General features: G+C 49.5%; 19 protein-coding genes, 1 tRNA gene, 2 rRNA genes and 1 other RNA gene. 10 read left to right on the plus strand and 13 right to left on the minus strand.

Going from position 1 to position 24,497, the window contains the following annotated elements:
• Positions 1 to 2: 2 nt before the first annotated feature.
• Positions 3 to 1,196: a 2-octaprenyl-6-methoxyphenyl hydroxylase gene (gene ubiH / locus ACZ5R2_RS15865; RefSeq protein WP_464900264.1), complete on the minus strand. Its 1,194-nt coding sequence runs from the start codon at positions 1,194 to 1,196 to the stop codon at positions 3 to 5.
• Between the two features lie 40 nt (positions 1,197 to 1,236).
• Positions 1,237 to 1,812: a YecA/YgfB family protein gene (locus ACZ5R2_RS15870; RefSeq protein ID WP_464900265.1), complete on the minus strand. Its 576-nt coding sequence runs from the start codon at positions 1,810 to 1,812 to the stop codon at positions 1,237 to 1,239.
• A gap of 249 nt (positions 1,813 to 2,061) precedes the next feature.
• On the opposite strand from ACZ5R2_RS15870, the gene ACZ5R2_RS15875 reads away from it, so the two are divergent.
• From ACZ5R2_RS15875 to serA, 5 genes are all read left to right on the plus strand, one after another.
• Positions 2,062 to 2,379 (plus strand): cell division protein ZapA, encoded by a 318-nt coding sequence (locus ACZ5R2_RS15875; protein WP_464900266.1) that lies wholly within the window; start codon positions 2,062 to 2,064, stop codon positions 2,377 to 2,379.
• Positions 2,380 to 2,408: 29 nt separating this feature from the next.
• A non-coding RNA gene (gene ssrS / locus ACZ5R2_RS15880) (6S RNA) lies at positions 2,409 to 2,593 on the plus strand.
• 35 nt (positions 2,594 to 2,628) lie between these two features.
• Positions 2,629 to 3,255, plus strand: coding sequence for a 5-formyltetrahydrofolate cyclo-ligase (locus ACZ5R2_RS15885; protein ID WP_464900267.1), 627 nt, complete (start codon positions 2,629 to 2,631; stop codon positions 3,253 to 3,255).
• A 208-nt stretch (positions 3,256 to 3,463) separates the two neighbouring features.
• Positions 3,464 to 4,120, plus strand: a complete 657-nt coding sequence (gene rpiA / locus ACZ5R2_RS15890) for a ribose-5-phosphate isomerase RpiA (RefSeq protein WP_464900268.1) — start codon at positions 3,464 to 3,466, stop codon at positions 4,118 to 4,120.
• Positions 4,121 to 4,380: 260 nt separating this feature from the next.
• A complete protein-coding gene (serA, locus tag ACZ5R2_RS15895) occupies positions 4,381 to 5,613 on the plus strand; it encodes a phosphoglycerate dehydrogenase (protein ID WP_464900269.1) in 1,233 nt (410 codons plus the stop codon).
• 96 nt (positions 5,614 to 5,709) lie between these two features.
• Here the strand turns inward: serA and ilvN are convergent, their stop codons facing one another.
• The 8 genes from ilvN to ACZ5R2_RS15935 form a co-directional block, all read right to left on the minus strand.
• Entirely contained in the window at positions 5,710 to 6,204 is a 495-nt protein-coding gene (gene ilvN, locus ACZ5R2_RS15900) for an acetolactate synthase small subunit (protein WP_438461322.1), read from the minus strand.
• A 1-nt stretch (position 6,205) separates the two neighbouring features.
• Entirely contained in the window at positions 6,206 to 7,969 is a 1,764-nt protein-coding gene (locus tag ACZ5R2_RS15905; RefSeq protein WP_464900270.1) for an acetolactate synthase 3 large subunit, read from the minus strand.
• Between the two features lie 620 nt (positions 7,970 to 8,589).
• The gene (locus ACZ5R2_RS15910; protein WP_464900271.1) at positions 8,590 to 10,392 is read right to left on the minus strand and encodes an AMP-dependent synthetase/ligase; all 1,803 of its coding nucleotides are present in this window, start codon (positions 10,390 to 10,392) and stop codon (positions 8,590 to 8,592) included.
• 274 nt (positions 10,393 to 10,666) lie between these two features.
• Positions 10,667 to 11,710 (minus strand): MJ1255/VC2487 family glycosyltransferase, encoded by a 1,044-nt coding sequence (locus tag ACZ5R2_RS15915; RefSeq protein WP_464900272.1) that lies wholly within the window; start codon positions 11,708 to 11,710, stop codon positions 10,667 to 10,669.
• Between the two features lie 3 nt (positions 11,711 to 11,713).
• Positions 11,714 to 12,241 carry a phosphatase PAP2 family protein gene (locus ACZ5R2_RS15920; protein WP_464900273.1) on the minus strand — a complete coding sequence of 176 codons (528 nt, stop codon included), beginning with the start codon at positions 12,239 to 12,241 and terminating at the stop codon, positions 11,714 to 11,716.
• Positions 12,242 to 12,414: 173 nt separating this feature from the next.
• Entirely contained in the window at positions 12,415 to 15,519 is a 3,105-nt protein-coding gene (locus tag ACZ5R2_RS15925) for an efflux RND transporter permease subunit (protein ID WP_464900274.1), read from the minus strand.
• Positions 15,516 to 16,826, minus strand: coding sequence for an efflux RND transporter periplasmic adaptor subunit (locus tag ACZ5R2_RS15930; protein ID WP_464900275.1), 1,311 nt, complete (start codon positions 16,824 to 16,826; stop codon positions 15,516 to 15,518). The genes ACZ5R2_RS15925 and ACZ5R2_RS15930 overlap by 4 nt, the downstream gene beginning before the upstream one ends.
• 11 nt (positions 16,827 to 16,837) lie before the next feature.
• Positions 16,838 to 17,491, minus strand: coding sequence for a TetR/AcrR family transcriptional regulator (locus ACZ5R2_RS15935; RefSeq protein WP_464900276.1), 654 nt, complete (start codon positions 17,489 to 17,491; stop codon positions 16,838 to 16,840).
• A 474-nt stretch (positions 17,492 to 17,965) separates the two neighbouring features.
• On the opposite strand from ACZ5R2_RS15935, the gene leuA reads away from it, so the two are divergent.
• The 5 genes from leuA to ACZ5R2_RS15960 all read left to right on the plus strand — a co-directional run bounded on the left by leuA (position 17,966) and on the right by ACZ5R2_RS15960 (position 23,661).
• Positions 17,966 to 19,513: a 2-isopropylmalate synthase gene (gene leuA / locus ACZ5R2_RS15940; RefSeq protein ID WP_464900277.1), complete on the plus strand. Its 1,548-nt coding sequence runs from the start codon at positions 17,966 to 17,968 to the stop codon at positions 19,511 to 19,513.
• Positions 19,514 to 19,580: 67 nt separating this feature from the next.
• Positions 19,581 to 20,672: a 3-isopropylmalate dehydrogenase gene (gene leuB, locus ACZ5R2_RS15945; protein ID WP_438461331.1), complete on the plus strand. Its 1,092-nt coding sequence runs from the start codon at positions 19,581 to 19,583 to the stop codon at positions 20,670 to 20,672.
• Positions 20,673 to 20,749: 77 nt separating this feature from the next.
• Complete coding sequence (gene leuC / locus ACZ5R2_RS15950; RefSeq protein WP_464900278.1) at positions 20,750 to 22,150, plus strand: 3-isopropylmalate dehydratase large subunit; 1,401 nt, start codon at positions 20,750 to 20,752, stop codon at positions 22,148 to 22,150.
• Positions 22,151 to 22,161: 11 nt separating this feature from the next.
• Positions 22,162 to 22,764 carry a 3-isopropylmalate dehydratase small subunit gene (leuD, locus tag ACZ5R2_RS15955; RefSeq protein WP_464900279.1) on the plus strand — a complete coding sequence of 201 codons (603 nt, stop codon included), beginning with the start codon at positions 22,162 to 22,164 and terminating at the stop codon, positions 22,762 to 22,764.
• 117 nt (positions 22,765 to 22,881) lie between these two features.
• The gene (locus ACZ5R2_RS15960) at positions 22,882 to 23,661 is read left to right on the plus strand and encodes a DUF547 domain-containing protein (protein WP_464900280.1); all 780 of its coding nucleotides are present in this window, start codon (positions 22,882 to 22,884) and stop codon (positions 23,659 to 23,661) included.
• A gap of 321 nt (positions 23,662 to 23,982) precedes the next feature.
• Here ACZ5R2_RS15960 and rrf (ACZ5R2_RS15965) read toward each other — a convergent pair.
• The 3 genes from rrf (ACZ5R2_RS15965) to rrf (ACZ5R2_RS15975) form a co-directional block, all read right to left on the minus strand.
• Positions 23,983 to 24,099, minus strand: a 5S ribosomal RNA gene (rrf, locus tag ACZ5R2_RS15965).
• 55 nt (positions 24,100 to 24,154) lie between these two features.
• Positions 24,155 to 24,230 (minus strand) — tRNA-Thr (locus ACZ5R2_RS15970).
• A 57-nt stretch (positions 24,231 to 24,287) separates the two neighbouring features.
• Positions 24,288 to 24,404, minus strand: a 5S ribosomal RNA gene (rrf, locus tag ACZ5R2_RS15975).
• Positions 24,405 to 24,497: the final 93 nt, after the last annotated feature.

Genomic DNA, 24,497 nt, shown 5'->3' on the forward strand with positions numbered 1-24,497 from the left:
AATTAGCGCGCGACTAAGCCCAACGTGCGCTGCAATAACGGCTGTTTGAGCGGGGACAAATTATCGGCCGCCAGTAAGCCCAGGTTACGCCCCACCCGGGTTGACCACCAGTCATTGGAAAAAAGTCTAACCAGCCCAGAGGTGAGAGCCATAGTGGCTTTGCGATCGCGGGCACGCCGAGTTTGATACGCAGACAGTATTGAGTAGTCACCGAGATCATCCAACCCCGAATGATACGCCGCTGCGATTTCGTCGACCAAGCTCGCCACGTCACGAATACCAAGGTTGAACCCCTGCCCCGCGATTGGGTGCAGCGCTTGGGCCGCGTTCCCCACCACAGCAAAGCGATGAGAAACAATCTGCTCTCGGTAGCGCAGCATCAAGGGGTAGGCACTGCGCTGCCCCGTCGCGGTCAATGCCCCAAGACGCCAGCCAAAGGCCTGCTGTAGTTGGTGTAAAAATACCTCATCACTAAGCTCAATCAAACCGCTTACTTGCTCTGGAGGCAAGCACCAGACCAAAGACATCCGGTTGTCTGTCATCGGCAGCAAGGCCACCGGTCCATGCTCAGTGAAACGCTCAAACGCGCGGTTTTGATGCGGCTGCTGACAAACGATATTGGCGATAATGGCGGATTGATTAAAATCGACACACTGTTGAGTAAGATTAAGCATGGCGCAGCAGTCTGAGTCTGCACCATCTGCAGAAACCAGCAGCTTAGTCTCAAGTGATTCTCCAGAGTCTAAGTCGAGGACGACATGATCTGAATAACGAGTAATTTGGTTAATGGTGTCAGGACACAACAGCTCAATTTGGGGGGCCTGAGCTATCAATTGATGGAAGGCATGTCCGACATCCGCCAACTCGACCACATAGCCCAATGCAGGGGCAGGAATATCGTCACTCGCAATCTCTGTCATGCCAGGGTGGGCGCGATCCGAAACATGGATGTACTTAATAGCAGTGGCCTTGTCTTGGATACTGTGCCACAACTGGTAGCTACGCAAGATCTCCACCGTGCCATGAGCCAGTGCAATCGCCCTCGCATCAAAGCCCGGGTGCTGGGTATGGTCAACCTGGTAAGACTCAACAATAGCGATTGAGACTTGCCCTGCCAGAGCATGATTAAGTGCCAGGGCCAGGGTTGCTCCCGCCATGGCACCACCCGAGATCACGATATCGAACTGTTTGACCATACTGCCTATCCTTTTGCTGCTCTTTTGCTGAGGAAAGTGATTAGTGAATAGTTGGCTTTTCTGCGTCCTGACTCGGCTTTTGCCCAAGTTCAGCATGAACCGTCAACACACACGCTTTGACGTGCTCAATCACCTGCTCGAGCAGGAGCGCCTGCTCTTCCATATCATCATCTTCATCAATACCAAGTTTAGCAATCTCCTCGAGATCGCTCAGCGCCTCTTTGGCATCGCTGCTCAGTTTTGACAAACTGTTGCTGGCTAGACCCAACCCTGAAATAAAATGGTTGACCCACTCCGCCACGGAATCTGCCACCTCCATTAATGTGGCCTCTTCGTCTTCAGGCAACAACAAGGTGATCTCCATACCGCTGCCCATCAGTTCGGTCTTACTCAGATCAAAACTTGCTTGAGCAATAGACAGGGCTGTTTGAGGCCAGCCCATCCCTTGATTGGTGTAGTCGAATAGCGCCCCGTGCCAACTCTGGTCATTCACATTGATTCCGCCACTTATCATCCCCACCAGCAAACCGTGCATCTCCGCCGGAGAAATTGCCACAGAAGACTGCTGCAAGGTTTGCGCAGCATCGAAGTATGAAGGAAGTGAGTTCGTTGTCATGGTCAACCCCGGTGTTATTTTGTTAAGCAGAGATTCTACCATTTTCACCTCAGAGCAGAAACTCTCGCGCTAAGAATTGATTAGTGCTTAATCGAAGCGAACACGAACTAACCCAGAAGTGTTTGTTCGCTTACGCTTTCACCACCCAAGCAGAGGAAAAGCTTGAATCTTAATGGGGGTTTTTCTATAGTTTTCTCCTCGGTCACCCAAGGTTGGGCGACCAAACAGCGCGAAACGAGTTAAGTCATCATGAGTAGCCAAGCGGTAGAAGTAGAGATTTTAGGTAAGCTAACCCGAGTCAATTGCCCAGCTGGACAAGAAGAGTCTCTCGCCCAGGCCGCACGTGACTTGGACAGTCGTCTCAAAGAGATGAGCTCAAAGACCAAAATCACCAATGAAGTGCAATTGCTGACGTTTACAGCATTGAACATCTGCTATGAACTGCATAACAAAGGTGGTGAGGCTGAGCAAAATTTGGCGTCGATAACGAAAAAGCTTGAACAGCTCACGCTTTCCATCGACAATGCGCTTACCAACGTGAAGCAAGGAACGCAGCACAGCGAATAAGACTGATAGGGTCTGCCTATCAGCGACAATTTACCCTGGAGTGTGCGTCAGCGGGATGTAAGTCCCTGAGCCGATAAGCAATACTAAAGGGTTAGTACTTGATAGCTATTGAGCAAGCTCGGCTCGTACCGAGAAGCCTACGGTTAACATTGCTGATCCGCCTTGAACCAGCTGGTTCAAGGGCCATCTTCCCCAACGGCACTCTGGGGTATCCTCTCGATACCCGCTCTTAATCAGCAAGGGTAATCTATGACCTCAAGTCATTCAGCCAATCCATCCACGCCGCAAACCGATACGCGCAATCAACTGCGTAAGCACATTCGCGCGAGGCGCAATCAACTTGCCAGTGATGAGCAATATCAAGCCAGCATGGACTTGATCGCCCAGGTCATGGCCACGCCAGAAGCTGCGCAAGCACAGCATATCGCACTGTATATCGCCACCGATGGTGAGCTAGATACCCAGCCCTTGATTGAAGCACTATGGCACACCGGCAAGTCGGTTTATGTCCCTGTCATTCATCCCTTTGCCAAGGGTCATTTACTGTTTCTCGCCTACACACCCGACTCCAAGCTGTGCTTCAACCGCTATGGCATCATCGAGCCAAGGCTGACGCTTAACGCGATCATCCCAGTGGCGGATCTCGATCTAATCTTGACGCCTTTGGTCGCTTTCGATGCACAGGGCCAACGCCTGGGTATGGGTGGCGGCTATTATGACCGCACCCTTGCCCAGTGGGAAAATACCGCAGATGGTCCTAAAGCTATAGGCCTTGCACATGACTGTCAGCGCGTCGAGCAGTTGCCTGTTGAAAGCTGGGATGTGCCGCTAGAAAAAATTATCACTCCAACCCAGATTTGGACATGGAAATCCTAGATTTATGTCGCTGTGCCCAGTGCTCTCAAGATACAGACTTCCGAGTCAATATACAGGCTCATACAAGGGATAAATAGCGGCAGAAATGGTATCTCCTTTTTAAACTCACCTGACGCGGAAATGTGCCTGTATATTGGGTTTACTTGGGTATATAATCCCACCCAAACGATTGCGTAGGCGATTATTTACTCAAACCCTGGAGATGAGCATGACTCAAGATGAAATGAAAAAAGCGGCGGGCTGGGCTGCGCTGGACTATGTAGAGAAAGGTGGAATTGTTGGTGTAGGCACCGGCTCTACGGTCAACCACTTCATCGATGCTCTTGGCACTATCAAAGATGAGATCAAAGGTGCCGTTTCAAGCTCGGTTGCCTCAACGGAGAAACTGCAAGCACTAGGTATTCCAGTATTTGACTGTAATGACGTTGAGAAGCTGAACGTTTATGTCGATGGCGCTGATGAGATTAACCCAACTCGCGACATGATCAAGGGCGGTGGTGCCGCACTAACACGTGAGAAGATCGTCGCAGCAATCTCAGATAAGTTTGTCTGCATCGTTGATGGCACCAAAGCCGTTGACGTATTGGGTAAGTTCCCACTTCCGGTTGAAGTTATCCCAATGGCTCGTGAGTATGTGGCGCGCGAGCTAACCAAACTTGGCGGTCAGCCCGTGTATCGCGAAGGTGTTGTAACAGATAACGGCTGTGACATTCTTGATGTTCACGGCCTCGCCATCACTGACCCTAAAGCACTTGAGGTCACCATCAATGCCATTGTGGGCGTGGTCACTGTAGGCCTGTTCGCTGATCGCGGTGCTGACGTCGTGATCACAGGTACACCCGAGGGTGCAAAAATCGAGGACTAATCTCGGTAATTCTGGATAAATTACAGATTTTTACGATTTGATGACCAAACGGCGCCCTAAGGCGCCGTTTTTTGTCGTTTTCAGGCGAAAAGTTAGTTCTTATTCCGTAATTTTCTTACCCATGGCAAATAAATTCTGATAGTTTAATAGCCAGATAACGCACAAGGATGAACAGAAACTGATCGAAAAGGCACGTTTCTCAAGGTTGGAACCGTTTGTTCCAAGTGCGCCCCACCTTTAGCATTTTAAGGACGAAATCAATGGCCAAAGTTTCACTGGAAAAAGAGAAGATCAAGATACTGCTACTTGAGGGTCTCCACCCTTCTTCAGTAGAGGTTTTGCAAGGTGCCGGCTACACCAATATCGACTATCACAAGGGCTCGCTAGCAGAGGATGAGCTGCTAGAGAAGGTCAAAGACGCCCACTTTATCGGCATCCGCTCGCGAACCAATCTAAGTGAGCAAGTGATTAACGCCGCAGAAAAACTCGTGGCGATCGGTTGTTTCTGTATCGGTACCAACCAGGTTGATTTAAACGCCGCAGCCAAGCGCGGTATCCCTGTGTTCAACGCACCGTTCTCTAACACTCGTAGTGTTGCCGAGTTAGTACTCGGGCAGATACTACTGCTCCTCCGTGGTATTCCAGAAAAGAATGCCCTTGCTCACCGTGGTGTGTGGAAAAAAAGTGCCGATAGCTCTTATGAGGCACGTGGTAAACGCCTAGGTATTATCGGCTACGGTCACATTGGTACCCAGCTAGGTATCATCGCGGAAAACCTCGGGATGCGCGTCTACTACTACGATATCGAGAACAAGCTCTCGCTCGGTAATGCCACTCAAGTCCATACCATGACTGAGCTGCTTAACAAGTGTGATGTGATCTCGCTGCATGTACCAGAGACCGCCGGAACCAAAAACATGATGGCCGCTGAGCAGTTTGAGCTAATGAAGCCGGGCTCTATCTTTATCAACGCCGCACGTGGCACTGTGGTGGATATTCCTGACTTGGCTGCAGCGATTGAATCGGGTCACTTAGCAGGAGCAGCAGTGGACGTATTCCCTACCGAGCCAAAAACCAACGCCGATACCTTTGAGTCGCCACTGCAGCCGTTTGACAATGTGATCCTTACCCCGCACGTTGGCGGTTCAACCCAAGAAGCGCAGGAAAACATTGGTGTTGAGGTCGCGGGAAAACTGGCGAAATACTCTGACAATGGCTCAACCCTTTCGAGCGTTAACTTCCCAGAGGTTTCACTGCCGGAGCATCGCGAGTGTTCACGCATATTGCACATCCACAAAAACCGTCCAGGTATCCTGACGCAAATCAACACCATTTTTGCCGAGGAAGGGATAAACATCGCCGCGCAGTATCTACAAACCTCTGCCGAGATTGGCTATGTAGTAATTGATGTCGAAACCAGCCGTGCGGTTGAAGCGCTAGGCAAACTCAAGGGCATCGAGGGCACCATTCGTGCTCGTGTTCTACACTCATAAATGACTAAGTTCATAGATTACTGAGCTAAATTATTGCTGAGCATAACAAAGGCCACCTTGCGGTGGCCTTACTGTTTTTATCATTAGGCCTAGCTATTAGGCTTTGAGAGCCCGTTCACCGCGGGCGATACCAACCACCCCACTGCGCGCAACTTCAATCACATCCGTCACCTCAGAGATCGCCTCAATAAAAGCATCCAGTTTCTCACTCGCACCGGTCAATTGAACCGTGTACTGCGAGTTAGTGATATCCACAATCTGGCCGCGGAAGATATCAGTTGTACGCTTTACCTCAGCGCGAGCGAACCCAGAAGCCTTAACCTTGACCATCATCAGCTCACGCTCAATATGCTCAAGCTCTGACACCTCTTGTACCTTGAGCACATCAATCAGTTTATGCAGTTGCTTTTGGATCTGCTCTAGCTGCATCTCATCCGACAACGTGGTGATGTTCAGACGCGACAGTGTCTCATCATCAGTGGGGGAGACCGTCAATGACTCGATGTTGTAGCCGCGCTGAGAGAACAGACCCACAACGCGAGACAAAGCACCCGGCTGGTTTTCTAATAGTAATGAAATGATATGTCTCATATTAGGTTCTCTCCGTCTTACTCAGCCACATGTTGTTCATCCCTTCCCCTTTGATCTGCATTGGGTAGACATGCTCTGTCTCATCAACGTTGATATCGACAAACACTAGGCGATCTTTCATGTCCAATGCGCGCTGCAAGCCAGCCTCAAGCTGATCTGGGGTTTCAACTCGAATACCCACATGCCCGTAAGCCTCAGCAATAGCAGCAAAATCAGGAACAGAACTCATGTAGGAGTTGGAGTGACGCCCTTGATAGATAATATCTTGCCACTGCTTAACCATACCTAAAAAGCGGTTGTTAAGGTTGATGATCTTAACCGGAATATCATACTGCATCGCCGTCGACAGCTCTTGAATATTCATCTGAATACTGCCATCGCCCGTGACCACAACCACCTCCTCTTCAGGCTTGGCAAACTTGACCCCCATACCTGCCGGCAAACCAAAGCCCATGGTGCCGAGGCCACCAGAGTTGATCCAGCGACGTGGTTTATTAAACGGATAATACAGCGCAGCAAACATCTGGTGCTGTCCAACATCAGAGGCAACATAGGCATCGCCATTAGTCAGTTTATGCAGCGTCTCAATCACCTGCTGTGGCTTGATTCGCTCGGAAGTCGTGTCATAGGCCAAGCATTGGCGTGCGCGCCACTGCTCGATGTCCTGCCACCAAAGCTCAATCGCTTGTTGATCATTAGTTTGTGGTTTGTCATGCAGCAGCCCCACCATAGTGGCTAACACCTTCTCCGCAGAGCCAACAATCGGCAGGTCCACTTTCACATTCTTAGAGATCGACGAAGGATCGATATCAATATGCATGATCTTGGCATTTGGGCAGTATTTTTCGAGATTATTGGTCGTACGATCATCAAATCGCACCCCGATACCAAAGATCAGGTCTGCCTCGTGCATGGCCATATTGGCTTCGTAGGTACCATGCATGCCAAGCATGCCCAGTGAATTCTTGTGAGTACCCGGAAAGGCGCCGAGCCCCATTAAGGTGCTGACTACTGGCAGGTTAAGCTGGTCTGATAGCTCACGAATGTACTCATGCGCCTCAGAGATGATGGCGCCACCACCGACATACAACACCGGCTTTTTCGCCTCAACCAATGCCTTGAGTGCTTTTTTGATCTGTCCCTTGTGACCCGCAGTTGTGGGGTTGTAAGAGCGCAGGTTGATGGTTTCAGGGTATTGATACGGGAATTTGATCTGCGGATTCATCACATCCTTGGGCAGATCGATCACCACCGGACCAGGGCGTCCAGTGTTGGCAATGTAAAAGGCTTTTTTGATCGTTTCTGGAATATCCTCGGCTTTTTTTACCAAAAAGCTGTGTTTGACCACCGGACGGGAAACCCCCACGATGTCGCACTCTTGAAAGGCATCGTTACCAATTAGGTTATTCGGCACGTTACCTGAAATCACGATCATCGGGCTCGAGTCCATGTAGGCGGTCGCAATTCCGGTAATGGTGTTGGTCGCCCCAGGCCCCGAGCATACAAGCACCACACCTGTTTTACCGGTCGCACGTGCGTAGCCATCGGCCATGTGCGTTGCGGCTTGCTCATGGCGCACTAGAACGTGTTTGATGTAGTCGGTTTTGACGTGCAGGGCATCGTAGATATCCAAAACGGACCCACCTGGGTATCCAAATATTTGCTCTACGCCCTCTTCGATCAGTGATTGCACCACCATTTCAGCACCTGATAATTGAGCAAGCGCCTGTGTCCCGTGGCCATCATCGCGAGATATGTCGGTCATATTGTTCTCCTTAACCAGCTCCCCAAATTACACTTGTACGCAGCAGATTTGGACTGGTTTCACATAGTCTAGGTCTTATTTGTAGCCTAATTATTAAAAACATCAGTTTGGCTATGCCTTGAGCCTGTCATAACAAGCAGTCAAGTTACCTAACAAATGTAACTGTTTCCTTGCAAGGTTGCGAGCCCAACCCAGCTCACAGACAGCGGATAATCTGGCAATAGAGAACAGACTTAGAGATAGGTTATGAACAATTGAACATATTCAGCGAGTAACACTAAAATCCTTCTAAAGACGAAACTTACCTCTAAAAGGCAGGTTCGAGGTGCGGGGACGGGCGTTGACCTACGAGTAACGAGGGTAATACCGCGCGTGGTGAAATCCTCGCCTCTCGCAACAAAGTGAAATCCGCTCCCCGCCCCTGTCTTTACGTTTAACCAGTGTTTCTAGTGAACAAAAAAATCCCCACGAGCAAACCGCTAGTGGGGATTTTTTTGTTCATATTGAAAACTTTTTAGAAACAGAGGTTAAAAGTTCAAGAAGTCCAATTCGCGCACTGTACTCCTCGCACCCTGCGTTTTATTTGTTCACATTGAAAGTTTTCTCAGAAAAAACAGCGTTTATTTCTGTTTATCCATGTACATTTCTTCGATTTCGTCTTGGTATTTATCGCTAATTACCTTACGACGCAGTTTTTGCGTTGGGGTTAGCTCGCCCTGTTCCATTGAAAAGGCCTTTGGCAATAGCTTGAACTTTTTCACTTGCTCAAACTTAGCCAGCTCTTTTTGCAGCTCTTCGACGCGTTTTTCGATCATTTCTACCACTTGGTGGTGTTTAATCAGCTCAACACGGTCTTTATACTTGATATTCAACTCTTTCGCGTACTCTTCCAGGCTGTCAAAACATGGAACAATCAGCGCAGAAACGAACTTACGCGTGTCAGCAATAACCGCGATTTGCTCAATGAAGTGGTCCTTACCAATTGCGCCCTCAACAACCTGAGGTGCGATATACTTACCGTTTGAGGTCTTCATCAGCTCTTTGATGCGGTCGGTGATAAACAGGTTACCGTTATCATCAATATGACCGGCATCGCCCGTTTTCAGAAAGCCGTGCTCATCGAAGGTCTTTGCTGTCTCTTCAGGCATCTTGTAGTAGCCACGCATCACCATCGGGCCGCGAACCAAGATCTCGTTATTCTCGCCGATCTTAACCTGAGCACTTGGCATCGACATGCCAATTGAGTCTGGGTTAAACGCGCGATCATCCCAGCAAGAAACCGTTGCTGTTGTCTCGGTCATACCATAACCAAGCTTGACGTTGATGCCCAGTGCGTGGAAGAAGCGACCAATCGTCTCGTCCAGTTTCGCGCCACCACATGGCATAAAATTAATACGACCGCCCAATAGCTGACGCAACTTACTCAGTACCAACTTATCGGCAAGCGTGTGAGAGCGTTTAAGCATCACTGAAGGCTTACGGCCCTCTTGATGACACGCCGCCATTTTCGCGCCCATGTTAACCGCCCAAGTAAACAGCACTTTACGAATAAACGGTGCCTTAGAGACTTTTTCATGGATTGCAGAAAAGATTTTCTCGTAGAAGCGCGGCACAGCACACATGACCGTCGGGCGCACATCACTCAGTGCATCACGCACCTGCATCGTGTCTTTTAGGTAACAGTTGGTCGCGCCCTTATAAAGCACATAGAAAGTCCATGCGCGCTCAAACACGTGCGACAGAGGCAGGAATGACATCGAAACATCATCGCTGCTCAAGCTCAAACGTGCATCGTGATCCATCAGCTGTGCAGCAATGTTGGCGTAGTCCAACATCACGCCTTTCGGCTGACCTGTGGTGCCGGAGGTGTAAATAAGCGTAAGCAGATCATCAAGATTCGCCTGTGCTACTCGCGTGTCTAGCTCGGCACGTTGCTCATCATGAGCGCCAGCGACAAACGTTTTCCAGTCCGTTGCATGGGCGAACTCACCAAGCTCAATATCCTCTGACATCGCAACAACCAGCTCTAACTGTTCACACTCGTCGAAGATGCTGATAGCTGCATCGTATTGATCTTGCTCACCGACAAACAGCACGCGCACATCGGCATTTTGTAGGATGTACGCGGCCTGTGCTGCGGTATTGGTCGGGTAGATAGGTACGGTCACCGCACGCACTTGCAGCGCTGCGATGTCTGCCAAAGTCCACTCTGGCATATTGTTTGAGAAGATACCGATCTTTTCTTGGACTTTTAGTCCTTGAGCCAACAGAGCAAGGGATACAGCATCAAGTTGCTCGCCAAACTGCTGCCAAGAGATATTTTCCCAAGCTGAGCCTACTTTGTGTTTCAGCGCAGCTTTATTACCACCTTGTGCAATACGGTCACGAATACATTTAACGATATGAAAATCAATATTGGCCATGAGTCCACCTTTGGCTTACACATGTAAGCTATAATTTCAGCGCACAAGTGTACATTCACTTAGTAAAAACTCAACAATGAGTCGGTGGTTATTTGTAATATTCTGTGAGGTTAGACCAGATCTTTACAGGCTTTTATAAGCTAACTGTATAAAAAACAAGCATGAAGTTCGAATGAATGCACTTATAAAGCGTGTGTAACTATTTATTTCAATCGTCGGCAAGCATAACGACCTATGGCTATCGCCATAGATCGTTAGATAAAGTTATGACTAACTAGAATGTTGCGTAGTCGGGAAAGTCTACCTGAGACCAAAGATCATCGTGCAGGCTAGCGTAGTCATCCAATTTTCCAGCGATGATCCATTTGGCAATCGCACCGGCCACATCTGGATAATGCACTTTCTCGGCATCATGATCCTCAAGCCACTGCCCCACCTGTAGCGAATCGAGCCGGTCCATGCTTGAGGCTAAGCCAAGCATTTCTAGCGTCGCCACATTACTCATCTGCTCAAACTGACCATTAAGTGGCTTGAGTAACAACTTTTTACCCAGCGATAACGCCTCGGATGGTAACTCAAAGCCGCCATTGGCAATCACACCATCACAGCTATGCAATGCGTCTTGAAAACGATCATAGTTAAGCGGACGGCAACAAATATTCTCGATATCCATATCTTGTTTTACCTCAGGATGGAAGCAAATAAACTGGTGCTTATTGAACCGGATCAGCAAATCGATGATCTCATCGAACCCCTCAAAGGGCAGATACACTAAGACGTAACCCGCGGTTTCCACCTTGCCATGCTCGGCTTGAATGATCGGTGGCAAGATCGGTTGATCAAAGTGATACCAGTGCAAGGCAAGATTGTGATTCGCCGGTGCGAAATGGTGGATTAGCCTTTTGTCTAACCAACTAGCGCCGCGCATCGGCACGGAATAGCGAAAGGCATTTTGATGGCTGATACTGATACACGGTAGTGACTGACGCTTCGCGGCCCACGCAGTGATCGGCTCAAAGTCATTTAATACCAAATCGTATTGCGACACATCGAGCTGCTGAATATCCTTAAACAGCTGCTTGAGGTCGTTCTTGCGCACCGTCTCCACGTGATCAACCGCGCCATTTTTGCACACAAAGCTCACCCCGCGGCGAGTTTGAAAGTCACCAAAATCGCTCATAGAGAAATACTTATCCGACTCGCGCCCTGAGAAGAGAAAGTCGACTTCTATTGGCTGATTAGCAAATGCCCTAGCCATTGCTCTGGCGCGAGCGATATGGCCGTTTCCCGTTCCTTGCACACCATAGAGAATTTTCATCGTCTAGACTCCAATCCACTGCATAGCTATTTCGGCGCATCCAACACCTAATACAATCCCGATCAGCACATCGGTAATAAAGTGCACCCCAAGCAGAATGCGCGACAGGCCGATCAGGGCGGCCCAAATCAAGGCTAACGGCGCAAGCGATGGATAAAACTGGCTGATCAAGCTCGCCATCAGAAACGCTGCTGCAGTATGGCCTGAGGGTAAGCTGTAGCGATCAGAAGGCGTAATAAATGAGATCAGTTGATCGCTAAACTCAGGTGGTCGGCGGCGTTTGAAACTGTTTTTTAACGCCCAATAAATTGGCAGCTCAATTAAGAAGGCAAGCAGGCCACAACCGACAAAGATTTTACCTAGGGTTTCATCACCTAGGTACGCAATCAGTGCAATAACGACATATAGATGGCCATCACCGGTGTGAGAGATAGCTCGGCTAAGGCGCGCAACCTCATTGTTAAACTTATGCTGTAAACAAAATAGAGAAAAGGCCAAGTCGAACTTAGCAATGGGATTCATGACTCGCATAACTTACTCCTTGTTAGACCGAGGTCCACTAGGTTTAAAGTTAATCACTCAAGATGACGAAGCGGTTAAGGTTTGTTTTCTAACAAATGAAGTTTTCCTAGCCTGCGCTCATGACAACAATCTCTGTGGTGCTCATCATGAGGCAAGCAGGAAAAAAGCTTATCGATGGGGATTTAAGCTACAGGTTGGTGCTTTCTGACCAAGTTAAAGTCAGCCAAGATCGAGTACGCGGCTGGGATCATAAACAACACCAACAACGTAGAGGCGAAAATACCAAACACTATCGAGATCACCAACGGCTGGATCACCTGTGCTTGTAAACTGGTTTCAGTCAACAAAGGAAGCAAGCCTGCTGCGGTCGTCATCGAGGTGATAAATACCGCCCTAAAGCGCTCGCGACTGGCCTTAACCACTGAGTCATGAATCGAGTCCCCCTCATCGACATGGTGGCGAATGTACTGCACCAACAAAATAGAATCATTAACCACAATACCGGCAAGAGAAACAAAGCCCATCAGGCTTGGCATACTCAATGAGTGCCCCAGCACTAGGTGGCCAAACACCACGCCAATAAAGGCCAGGGGAATCGCGAGCATAACCACAAACGGCTCAATATAGCTGCGAAACTGAAAGCTAAGAATGGCAAACACACCGAACAGGCCGAGCAAGAACCCCTTGCCCATCGATGCCCCAGTCTCGGCGGTATCTTTGGCCTCCCCCTCAAAATCAAACCTCAGCCCAGGATATTTGGCCATCAGGTTGGACGCTTCATCACGACGGAACTGGGCAATGATCTCGGACGAGCTGGCCTTGGTGTTATCAATGTCGCCGAACACACTCACAGTGCGCAAACCATTCACCCTTTGTATACGCACATAATTGCGTTGAAAGTCGAGCGTTGCCACACTCGCAAGTGGGATCTGACTGCCATTGGGTAAGATCACAGGGAAGTTGGCAAGTTGATGTAGGTCGCCCGCCTCAAGCTTATCGAGTCGAACCTCAATCTTAATATTTTCCACCCCAAGCTGGATTTCATCTGCCGTCTGACCAAAAAAAGCGGCGCGCAGCTGACTCGCTATCGTCTGTCCATCAACCCCGAAGCTCTCAGCGCCTGGGCGCAGTCTTACTAGCACCTCTTCCTTACCCTTGCGCATATCATCAAGCACACCATGCACCCCATCAAACTGATTGAGGTAGTTCTGGATATCTAAGGAAGCGGACTTCAGCTCATCCAAATCATCATGCTTGGCACGGATCTCTATCGCGCGTCCACCTGGACCCATTGTCGGTTGCTTAAAGACCAGAGAGATTGGGTCAGCAAGTTCTCCAACCTCTTCACGCCAGGCACTAACAAACTCATCGATCACCGTATTACGCTGCTCAGCTCCCAGCAAATCAAGCCGCACCGTCGCAATATGCGGTCCTGACTCATTTGCATCGCGGTTAACGTTGTATTGGCTGGTAGTATGCAAAATGAGGCTCCGTCCTCCCTCAACTTCTTCACTCCAGCGCTTGTCGAGACGATGTGCTGCAGACTCAATCTCGGCTACTACCCGCTCAGTCTGCGAGAGTGACGCGCCAGGTGGCAGAATAACCCGCGCCTCAGCGATGTCCCCATCGAGCTCAGGGAAAGGGATAAATTTGACTGCGCCTCCCGCAATCATCGCTATCGAGATAAACAGCAGTGATAGAACGCCACCAATAAACGCATAACGATAACGCACAACCCTATCGACGGCAGTCACCAGAGTGGTGTTGCGAAACTGCTCAAACTTGTCGAGTAACACCCGCTTAAACTTAAGCGGCTGGCCATCTTTTCGCTCCTTGTGCAGCGAATGCGAGAGGTGGTTAGGCAAGATCAAGAAGGCTTCGACGAGACTTAAGCTCAGCACCAAGATCAGCACTTGGGGTACAGCCCGCAGCACCGCCCCCATCTCCCCTTTGAGAAATAGCAAGCTGCCAAAGATACACACGGTGGTAAGAAACGAAGAAACCACCCCGGGCAAGACCTTCTTCACCCCATTGATCACCGCGTCCTCGATCTTCTGTCCCCGATCAAGGTGCGCCGCGATAGACTCGGCGATCACAATCGCATCATCCATCATGATACCAATCGCCATCAACAGCCCGACTAGCGACATAATATTGATCGACAGGCCAAGGTTGGCCATCAAGAACAGGCCGCCAAGAAAAGCCACCGGCAAGCCCGCAGCCACCCAAAACGAATAGCGAAAAGTGAAAAACAACCACATGGTGGCAAACACCAGTACGATCCCTTGCCAACCATTACGCACCATCATGGTCAAGCGATCCCACAGTACCGAGGAGAGATCATTGGTCATCTCAAGCGTCACACCGTCAGGTGCGATAAGGCGTTGTTCATCAACAAAGCGGGTGACTTGCTCTTTGATCCGCAGCGCATCATCTTCTTTATTCTTACTGATTTTTAGTACCGCTGACGGCTTGCCATCAAAGATGATCTTCTGCTCATCGAGCTCAAAACGATCGGTAATGGTAGCCACGTCACGCAGACGAATCAGCGATCCATTCTCTCCTGAAGCAATCACCAAGGACTCTAGCTCTTGCGGCGTCACTCGACGCTCGTCAAAGCGGATCAAAAAGTTCTTGTCTGGCGTCTCAACATTACCACTGGGCAGCTTAATATTCTGCTTACCAATCTGATTGGCGATCTCGTTAACACTCACCCCAAGCTGACGGATCGCATCGCTATTGAGCTCGATGCGATACTGATGATCAGAAAAGCCACCGACCTCAACCAGAGACACACCATAATCCAGTTTCAGCGTGCGCTTGAGTTGCTCAGCATAGGCTTTGAGCTGTGGCCATGTCGTGTCCGCCGTGATAGCAACATCGACCACAGGCTCGTTCCAGTCCAACTCTTGAACAATTGGTGACTCAATTTCAGTGGGAAAATCATTGATCGCATTAATCTGGGTTTGCACATCCACCAGCATGCGACCAATATCCGCTTGGTCAGTCAGCTTCAGGGTCAGGCGCGCCGAGCCCTCTATCGCCTCACAGCGCGTTTCACGGATATTGGCAAGGCCATCCACCGCATCCTCAAGCCGGACACAGATGCTCTCTTCCACCTCTTGCGGTGATGCGCCTGGATAGACAACCGCGGCTAAAATATACGGGGGGCTAAACTCAGGAAAGGTTTCGCGCTTGATACTACCCAATGAGGAGATCCCGAGTACCAATAGCATTAACATGACCAAGTTGGCAGCCGTGGGGTGTCTAGCAAAAAAGCGGATCATCGCTCAGCCTCCGCATCGATCTCCTCGCGCACCAACATGCCATCGATCGCGGGGAGCAAATCGTTGAGGATCAACTTCTCGCCCTGAGTCAGCTCCGCCTCGATAACAACCTGGTTATTACGTCGATAAAGCACCTTAGCAGGGCGGATATCCAAGCGATCCTCATCATTCATAATGTAAATCCTATCACCATGCAGTGCCCGCTCTGGGATCACCCAACTCGGGTTCTCTTGCCCTTCGATGGTTGCGCGGACAAACATGCCGTTCGCTAGTGCTGGTACAGAGTCTGGTGTCAAGCTCGAGAGATCTTGCTCAACCTCTAGGATCACGCCAACGGTTGCTTGAGATGAGTCAACCGATTCAGAAAGGCGTGCGACCGTCGCGGGCCATTGTGCAGACAGAGAGCCGCTATTTAAGGCGATATGGGCTCTAACGTCGCTGCCGTCGCTTTGTGGGATCCCCATGCCGCTGCGCTCAAATTGGCCTAGGCTGCTGATCACCACTTGCACATCATGGATAGAGAGCTGCGCCTCAACCTCCATTACATCGGTGCCATGCGCCACAAACATCGTCTGTTGCAGATTCACGACCTGATCTTGCTCGATCTCGACCTCAGCAATACGCAAGTCTTGCGGCAAAATGATCTTAGTGCGAGAGAGGGCACGCTGGGCCTCTTCAAGCTTTGACTGGCTGACTTTCACCACCGCTTGCGCCACGCGTCGCTCATCAGGCAGTAGGGCGATTTGGTTTTCAATATCCTGCAGCAGCTTTTGCTGTGAGAGCACATTTTGTTGTTGCTGATCCACATCGGACTCAGAGGTCAAACCACGTTGCTTGAGGTTACGCTTTCGCTCTAACTCAAGACGGGTGATCTCTAGACGATTTTTCTCAATCGCCTGCGACTGCTCGAGATTACGCTGCTGTTGATTGAGCTTTTCTAACGAGGTTTGACTGGAGGCGAGGTCAGCTTGTGCTTGCGCCAGCTTTAACTCATAGTCCAGCGGATCGATACGCAACACCTCAGTACCTGCAGGGAGAACCTGCCCTTTTTCCAAATCCGGATGACGAAAGACGACTTTACCTGATACTTCTGCAATGGCCTTCCACTCAGTTTTTGGTCGCACATGACCAAAGCCAATCACCTCAGGCGCGATAGCTTTAAGATACAGCGGAGTGGTATCGACTAATTTAGCCCGCTCTCCTGCCGGTCGCGAAGGCAGATCGGGGCGCATCTTAATCGCCACCACCAAGACTAAAATTCCAACCGCGAGTGCAGGGAAAAACAGTAATTTGCGGTTCATATTCATCTAATAAAGTCCTATTTCTCGTCAAGATTTGCAACGCTCATTAGCATGCCACCTTTGAGCAACTGGATATTGTGCTCAATCAGCGATTCGATAAATTCTTCGTTGAGCTCATAGCCAAGCACTGCCATTAAGGCTGGTGGTGCAATAAAAGGAAACAGCAATATGCTTTTAAATGTTAAACGACACAAATTGGGATCTAAGTCTGAGCGAATGATGCCTTGTTCGACTAAACGAGCAAACATAAGGTCACCACTTGGCTTGATCACCTGTTTGACCACCCGCTCGACTAATTGACGCGACTTATCATCGGCTGGCATCAACATCGCCTGACTGAGCAATCGAGTAAAGCGCGGCATTTTGAGCATACTGTCATAATGACTGCGCATGATCTCCTCTAAGCTTTTATCATCAGCATTAGCCATAACCAAACTCATCCTATCGAGCATCGGCCGCGCCATTTCACGCATCATTTCCTCAAACAAGCCTTCCTTATTACCGAAGTAGTAACGCACCATCGCACTATCCACTTGTGCTTTTTGTGCTACCAAGCGAATAGAGACCTTGTCATACGGCATCGCGCCAAACAGCTTTGTCGCTTGATGGATTAACTGTCCACGCACATCAGTGCTTCTTGAGGGACGACCAACTTTTCGAATCTCTGTCATAGTTCTACCCAAAATTCATCAACCGTTGAATTTTATGTTAGTCAAGCCATCTACGCCTAGTGAATATATTCATCATTTATCCAACATTTGATGAATTATAACTAACTGATATTTATAGAAGGTAACCTTTTTACTCATTTTTACGTTAGCAACATCACCTATTGAACAGATCCGATATGCATAAAAATCACGCTTTAGGGTTGACGTGCTCGCTGGAGTGCGGTACTAATCTATTAACTAAATTTTGTGGTTTAACTAACGCCTGTAGGATCCAATTAACAATGGCTATGCGCTTTTCTCTCCTGCTCAAACTCCTCCTTATCGTGACCAGTTCGCGCGGGTAAGCAGTGTAAGAAAGACAACCACACAAGAATTGTCTCAAGCCCGCACTAAGATGCGGGCTTTTTTGTAGTTATCGACCGGACAAAACGATTTACTCGAGCCTTAACGGCAGCACATGAAAAGGAAGCACACATGAACGATCAAGTGATCATCTTCGACACCACCTTGCGTGATGGCGAGCAAGCGTTATCAGCAAGTTTGACCGTAAAAGAAAAACTGCAGATCGCCTTCGCACTTGAGCGTCTTGGTGTCGATGTTATTGAGGCGGGCTTCCCTGTCTCATCACCAGGCGACTTTGAGTCGGTCCAAACCATTGCCAAGCACATTAAGAACAGCCGTGTGTGTGCCCTATCGCGCGCCGTGGCTAAAGATATCGATGTGGCAGCAGAATCCCTCAAGGTCGCGGAAGCCTTTCGTATTCACACCTTTATCTCAACCTCAACCATCCATGTGCAAGACAAACTGCGCCGTAGTTATGACGATGTGATTGAGATGGGTGTGAATGCCGTCAAGCACGCGCGTCAATACACCGACGATGTCGAGTTCTCATGTGAGGATGCCGGCCGCACCCCAATCGATAATCTTTGCCGCATGGTCGAAGCAGCGATCAATGCTGGTGCCAATACCATCAACATCCCCGACACCGTCGGCTATACCGTACCGAATGAGTTTGGTGGCATCATTCAAACCCTATTTAACCGAGTGCCGAATATCGATAAAGCGGTGATTTCGGTTCACTGCCATGACGACCTAGGCATGTCGGTGGCGAACTCCATCGCCGCAGTACAAGCAGGCGCGCGTCAAATAGAAGGCACAATCAATGGTATCGGTGAGCGCGCAGGTAACTGCTCGTTGGAAGAGATCGCGATGATCATTAAGACCCGCCAAGAGCTACTCGGTGTACACACTGGCCTTAAGCACGACGAGATCCACCGCACCAGTAAGCTGGTTAGCCAGCTATGCAATATGCCAATCCAAGACAACAAGGCGATCGTCGGGGCCAATGCCTTTAGCCACTCCTCAGGCATTCACCAAGATGGGATGCTTAAGAACAAGAACACCTACGAGATCATGACTCCAGAGTCGATTGGTCTTAAGAACCAAGCGCTGAATCTTACCAGCCGCTCGGGTCGCGCCGCAGTGAAAAGCCATATGGACTCGATGGGCTATAAAGAGGAAGAGTACAACTTGGATGCGCTGTACGATGCCTTCTTGAAGCTTGCTGATCGCAAGGGTCAGGTGTTTGACTATGACCTTGAAGCCTTGATGCACTTCTCCAATCTGCGCGAAGAGGATGACTTCTTTAAGCTTAACTACCTAAGCGTGCAGTCTGGCAGTGTGATGGCGACTACTAGCGTCAAACTGCAGTGTGGCGATGAAGAAAAAGCCGAAGCAGCCGTGGGTAATGGCCCGGTTGATGCATTGTATCAGTGTATTTACCGCGTGACCGGTTACGATATTGTTCTGGATAAGTTTGACTTAACCGCCAAGGGCGAAGGCGAAGATGGCCTAGGTCAGGCCGATATTATCGCCAACTACAAAGGTCGCAAGTACCACGGCACGGGCGTCTCAACCGATATTGTTGAGGCATCAGGTCAAGCACTACTGCACGTGATCAACAGCATTCATCGCGCTGATAAGGTCGAAGCCATAAAGCAGAAGAAAGTTGCCACTGTTTAACCGAGTTCTGATGAGCTGCACCGTTGGCAGCTCATCTCACCAAATACAATAGATTTAAAGGATTAACATGACTGATAAAGCATACAAGATTGCCGTACTACCAGGAGATGGCATTGGCCCAGAGGTGATGGCGCAAGCAAACAAGGTATTGGATGCAATTGAAACCAAACACGGTATCACCTTTGAACGTGAGCAGCATGATGTGGGTGGGATCGCGATCGATAACCACGGCTGTCCGCTCCCTGCTTCAACGGTAACCGCTTGTGAGCAATCAGACGCGGTGTTATTTGGCTCGGTGGGCGGCCCGAAGTGGGAGCACTTGCCACCGAATGATCAGCCTGAGCGTGGTGCACTACTGCCGCTACGTAAGCACTTCCAGCTATTTTGTAACCTGCGTCCGGCGCAAATCCATGCCGGTCTCGAGGCATTCTCTCCTCTACGCGCTGACATCTCTGGCCGTGGCTTTGACATTGTTGTAGTGCGTGAGCTGACCGGCGGTATCTACTTCGGTCAGCCTAAAGGCCGTGAGGGCGAAGGTGCGAATGAGAAGGCCTTTGATACCGAGGTTTATCATCGCTATGAGATTGAGCGTATCGCTAAGATTGCTTTTGAGTCTGCTCGCCTGCGCCGCAAGAAAGTGTGCTCAATCGATAAGGCCAATGTTCTACAAAGCTCGATTTTGTGGCGCGAAGTGGTTGAAGAGATTGCCAAAGACTACCCAGACGTTGAGCTATCACACATGTACATCGACAACGCAACCATGCAGCTAATTAAAGATCCAGCGCAGTTCGATGTCATGCTTTGCTCAAACATCTTCGGTGACATCATCTCAGATGAGTGCGCGATGATCACCGGCTCAATGGGTATGCTGCCATCAGCATCGCTTAACGAGAGCAAGTTTGGCCTGTATGAGCCAGCAGGCGGCAGTGCACCGGATATTGCAGGCAAAAACATCGCTAACCCAGTTGCTCAAATCCTGTCAGCAGCACTGATGCTGCGCTACAGCCTTGGCGAAGAGAGCGCCGCGCAAGATATTGAAACCGCAGTTTCTAAAGCACTGGCCGCCGGCGAACTGACTGGTGACTTGGCAGGCGATAACCCAGCGCTATCAACCTCAGAGATGGGCGATAAAATCGCAAGCTACATCTTAAACTCATAAGTAATAAACACTGGAGGCGTGAGTGACCACCCACTTCACGCCTGAGTAAACAATGGATTTATCCCAAGGAAATCACAATGGGCAAAACATTATACGAAAAGGTTTATGATGCTCACGTTGCCGTGGCAGCAGAGGGCGAAAACCCAATTTTGTACATCGACCGTCACCTAGTTCACGAAGTCACCTCACCACAGGCATTTGATGGTCTGCGCGAAAAAGGCCGTAGCGTTCGCCAAGTAGGTAAGACGTTCGCCACTATGGATCACAACGTATCCACGACCACCAAAGACATTAACGCATCCGGTGATATGGCGCGCATCCAGATGGAGACGCTATCGAAAAACTGTGAAGAGTTTGGGGTCACTCTTTACGATCTAAACCACAAGTACCAAGGTATCGTCCACGTTATGGGGCCAGAGCTTGGCATTACTCTGCCGGGCATGACTATCGTATGTGGTGACTCTCACACCGCTACTCACGGCGCGTTTGGTTCACTCGCATTCGGTATCGGTACATCAGAAGTTGAGCACGTTCTAGCGACGCAAACACTGAAACAAGCTCGCGCTAAAACGATGAAGATTGAGGTTAAGGGCAAGGTTGCCCCAGGGATCACAGCCAAAGATATTGTTCTAGCGATTATTGGCAAAACAACGGCTGCCGGTGGTACAGGCTACGTGGTTGAGTTCTGTGGCGAAGCCATCACTGATCTGACCATGGAAGGTCGTATGACCGTGTGTAACATGGCGATTGAGCTTGGTGCTAAAGCAGGCCTTATTGCCCCTGATGAAACCACCTTCGAGTACATCAAAGGACGTAAGTTCGCACCAGAGGGCGAAGATCTTGACGCAGCCATCGAGTACTGGAAATCACTGAAAACCGACGAGGATGCCGAGTTCGATGCCGTGGTAACCCTAAATGCGGCTGACATCAAACCGCAGGTCACTTGGGGGACTAACCCAGGTCAGGTGATTGCCGTTGATCAACCTATCCCAGCCCCAGAGAGCTTTGCTGACCCAGTAGAAAAAGCGTCGGCTGAAAAAGCCCTTGCTTATATGGGCCTTGAGGCAGGTAAAGCCCTATCAGACTACAAGCTCGATAAGGTGTTTGTTGGCTCTTGTACTAACTCACGAATTGAAGACATGCGCGCCGCAGCCGAAGTCGCGAAAGGTCGCCAGGTCGCAGACAATGTTCAAGCCTTGATTGTTCCAGGTTCTGAGCAAGTTAAAGCCCAAGCAGAAGCCGAGGGCTTGGACGTGATCTTTATACAGGCTGGTTTCGAATGGCGCCTGCCAGGCTGTTCTATGTGTCTAGCAATGAACAACGATCGCCTAGGGCCACATGAGCGTTGTGCTTCGACCTCAAACCGTAACTTTGAGGGACGTCAAGGTCGTGATGGTCGTACCCACCTAGTAAGCCCAGCCATGGCAGCCGCCGCGGCAATTGCCGGTCATTTTGTTGATATTCGTGAATTGGACTAAGGAGAGCACAGATGTCAGGTTTTAAACAACACACAGGCTTGGTGGTTCCTCTAGACGCTGCGAACGTCGATACCGATGCCATCATCCCGAAGCAATTTTTGCAGAAAGTCTCTCGCCTTGGTTTTGGTAAGCACCTATTTCATGACTGGCGCTTCCTTGACGATGCGGGTGAGCAGCCAAACCCAGAGTTTGTCATGAATGCCCCGCGCTACCAAGGTGCCTCAATCTTAATTGCACGAGAAAACTTTGGATGTGGCTCGTCACGCGAACACGCCCCTTGGGCACTGGCCGATTACGGTATCAAAGCCATGATTGCGCCAAGCTTTGCTGATATCTTCTACGGCAACTCAATAAACAACCAAATGGTGCCAGTGCGTCTGACAGAACAGGAAGTCGATGAGATCTTCCAATTTGTTGAGGCAAACGAGGGCGCAGAGGTTGAGGTCGACCTTGAGGCTAACCTAGTGCGCGCAAACGGCAAACAGTACGCATTTGAGATTGATGAGTTTCGTCGTCACTGCTTGTTAAATGGCTTAGATAATATCGGTTTGACTCTGCAACATGAGAGTAAGATTGCCGAGTTTGAGGACAAAATCCCAAGCTTCTTGCGCTAAGTAACAAATGCGATAGATTAGAAAAGGTTGGCTCGGCCAACCTTTTTTGTTTGTGCTTGAAATAACCTGAGATTTATCTGGGTCATATAGGTATCAAACACGGACACGGACTTACCTATGTTGCGCTTTATCATCCTATTATTGACCACGATTTCCTTTGCCAGCTTTGCTGCACCTAAATCAGAGCTGTGGCCATACTGGTCAGCCTCAAACGAAGCCAGTAGCCAAATCATCTCTCACCAAGCTTGGCAAAACACGCTTGATAAGTATTTGCTTAAGCGAGGTCAGCACCGCCTATTTGATTATCGAGCGGTTACCCAGCAAGATCGCCAACAGCTAAAAGACTATCTGAATCAGCTCAGCCAGCTCGACCCACGTGATTACTCACGTGCTGAGCAATATGCGTACTGGGTGAATTTGTATAATGCTTTGACGGTTGATTTGATCATTGATAACTACCCGGTCAAATCTATCACTAAGTTAGGTGGACTGTTTACCTTTGGACCATGGGGACAAGAGATCATTACAATTAATGGTAAGCCGCTGACCCTCAATGACATTGAGCACCGAATTCTCCGCCCAATTTGGCAAGACCCACGCATCCACTATGCCGTCAACTGCGCCAGCCTTGGCTGTCCAAACCTTCAGCCACAGGCCTTCACCGCACAAAATACCCCAGCACTCCTCGATGCAGCAGCAACAGAATTTATCAATAGTGAAAAAGGTGCATCACTCACCAACGGCAAACTCACCTTATCGGAGATCTACGACTGGTTCAGCGATGATTTTGGCACCCAACAACAGCTTTTCCAACATCTCGGCAAATACCGACCTGAGCTGGCAGGTTATCGTGGGAAGGTCAGTTATGAGTATGATTGGGCATTGAATGACCGCTAATCGTCTAAGGGGCGGGGTTCGGGTACGTTTCACTGCGAGGAGCGAGGAGTTTCAGTTTCGAGAAGCTGATATATAGTAGCCAAGCCCATACCAAGGCGGTATCGACAATTTTGCAAGATGATTACGTTCTTCAAAGCGTCAACGAACTCCTCGTACCCCGAAGCGATAGCGTACTCGAAGTGCAACGTCCCCGCCCCTATCTCGTTTCCCTAGAAACGAGATAGGGGCGGTGCGGCGATCCGCAAGACACACTCTACCTTTCTAATTCAAGGAGATACAAACGAGAAAGCCCTGACTAAAAAGTCAGGGCTTTGAAAAATAACCTGGCGATGTCCTACTCTCACATGGGGAAGCCCCACACTACCATCGGCGCTAATTCGTTTCACTTCTGAGTTCGGCATGGAAATCAGGTGGGTCCAAATCGCTATGGTCGCCAAGAAAATTGGGTTGCTGCTCACCTCAAGTGGAGATGGCTGCTAAATTGTCATGAAACTGGTGCTGATAGGCAGACTCGAACTGCCGACCTCATCCTTACCAAGGATGCGCTCTACCACCTGAGCTATATCAGCATCATGGTGTCCGCTTGGACTAAGACCCGTTATTACTAACGTATCTTTAAATTTGAAGCCTGGCGATGTCCTACTCTCACATGGGGAAGCCCCACACTACCATCGGCGCTAATTCGTTTCACTTCTGAGTTCGGCATGGAAATCAGGTGGGTCCAAATCGCTATGGTCGCCAAGCAAATTTGTTTTTGCCTTCAGATTTTCTGAAAATCTGAAAACAATAAATCTAGAAAGCTGTTAAAAGTCTTTAATACACATTCAAAGTTCTTG

This window comes from Vibrio sabulosilitoris, from assembly GCF_055391395.1.

What these genes read in the sequence shown, in the direction of transcription:
- ubiH (WP_464900264.1), bottom strand. Translation starts at nt 1,196, where the DNA reads ATGGTCAAACAGTTCGATATCGTGATCTCGGGTGGTGCCATGGCGGGA.
- ACZ5R2_RS15870 (WP_464900265.1), bottom strand. Translation starts at nt 1,812, where the DNA reads ATGACAACGAACTCACTTCCTTCATACTTCGATGCTGCGCAAACCTTG.
- ACZ5R2_RS15875 (WP_464900266.1), top strand. Translation starts at nt 2,062, where the DNA reads ATGAGTAGCCAAGCGGTAGAAGTAGAGATTTTAGGTAAGCTAACCCGA.
- ACZ5R2_RS15885 (WP_464900267.1), top strand. Translation starts at nt 2,629, where the DNA reads ATGACCTCAAGTCATTCAGCCAATCCATCCACGCCGCAAACCGATACG.
- rpiA (WP_464900268.1), top strand. Translation starts at nt 3,464, where the DNA reads ATGACTCAAGATGAAATGAAAAAAGCGGCGGGCTGGGCTGCGCTGGAC.
- serA (WP_464900269.1), top strand. Translation starts at nt 4,381, where the DNA reads ATGGCCAAAGTTTCACTGGAAAAAGAGAAGATCAAGATACTGCTACTT.
- ilvN (WP_438461322.1), bottom strand. Translation starts at nt 6,204, where the DNA reads ATGAGACATATCATTTCATTACTATTAGAAAACCAGCCGGGTGCTTTG.
- ACZ5R2_RS15905 (WP_464900270.1), bottom strand. Translation starts at nt 7,969, where the DNA reads ATGACCGACATATCTCGCGATGATGGCCACGGGACACAGGCGCTTGCT.
- ACZ5R2_RS15910 (WP_464900271.1), bottom strand. Translation starts at nt 10,392, where the DNA reads ATGGCCAATATTGATTTTCATATCGTTAAATGTATTCGTGACCGTATT.
- ACZ5R2_RS15915 (WP_464900272.1), bottom strand. Translation starts at nt 11,710, where the DNA reads ATGAAAATTCTCTATGGTGTGCAAGGAACGGGAAACGGCCATATCGCT.
- ACZ5R2_RS15920 (WP_464900273.1), bottom strand. Translation starts at nt 12,241, where the DNA reads ATGCGAGTCATGAATCCCATTGCTAAGTTCGACTTGGCCTTTTCTCTA.
- ACZ5R2_RS15925 (WP_464900274.1), bottom strand. Translation starts at nt 15,519, where the DNA reads ATGATCCGCTTTTTTGCTAGACACCCCACGGCTGCCAACTTGGTCATG.
- ACZ5R2_RS15930 (WP_464900275.1), bottom strand. Translation starts at nt 16,826, where the DNA reads ATGAATATGAACCGCAAATTACTGTTTTTCCCTGCACTCGCGGTTGGA.
- ACZ5R2_RS15935 (WP_464900276.1), bottom strand. Translation starts at nt 17,491, where the DNA reads ATGACAGAGATTCGAAAAGTTGGTCGTCCCTCAAGAAGCACTGATGTG.
- leuA (WP_464900277.1), top strand. Translation starts at nt 17,966, where the DNA reads ATGAACGATCAAGTGATCATCTTCGACACCACCTTGCGTGATGGCGAG.
- leuB (WP_438461331.1), top strand. Translation starts at nt 19,581, where the DNA reads ATGACTGATAAAGCATACAAGATTGCCGTACTACCAGGAGATGGCATT.
- leuC (WP_464900278.1), top strand. Translation starts at nt 20,750, where the DNA reads ATGGGCAAAACATTATACGAAAAGGTTTATGATGCTCACGTTGCCGTG.
- leuD (WP_464900279.1), top strand. Translation starts at nt 22,162, where the DNA reads ATGTCAGGTTTTAAACAACACACAGGCTTGGTGGTTCCTCTAGACGCT.
- ACZ5R2_RS15960 (WP_464900280.1), top strand. Translation starts at nt 22,882, where the DNA reads ATGTTGCGCTTTATCATCCTATTATTGACCACGATTTCCTTTGCCAGC.